The 405-nt window shown below is 38.8% G+C and carries 1 protein-coding gene; it reads left to right on the top strand.

The window, feature by feature from the left end:
* Positions 1-59: 59 nt before the first annotated feature.
* Positions 60-405, top strand: a 346-nt coding sequence (locus tag ACYVTD_RS17390) for a HAMP domain-containing protein (RefSeq protein WP_461248883.1), incomplete at its 3' end; no start/stop codon positions are given.

The following is a 405-nucleotide window of genomic DNA, read 5'->3' on the forward strand; positions in this document are numbered from 1 at the left end:
AGATAACATCTACATCTTTCAGCATTTTACCTACGCGTTCCGGTAAAACATGGAGCATAATGGTCGCGGCGACAAAATCTTACATTTTAAAAGAAGTAGATTTTATGACCAAGTTTACTGTCATTCTTGCGGGAATAGCCATCATAATTGCGGCGATAATTGTATACATTGCCCTAAACAATACTACCAAACCAATCGTAAAGGTAGCCGAAACGCTAAAAGATATTTCTGAAGGCGAAGGCGATTTAACGCGGAATATTCCCGTCTCTTCCAAAGACGAAGTTGGCGATCTTGCCCTGTACTTCAACAAAACTTTGGAGAAAATTAAAAATCTTGTCTTAGTTATTAAAAAAGAGGCGACAAATTTAAGCAACATCGGTAACGATCTTGCCAGCAATATGACGG

Source organism: Treponema sp. R6D11 (genome assembly GCF_054786075.1).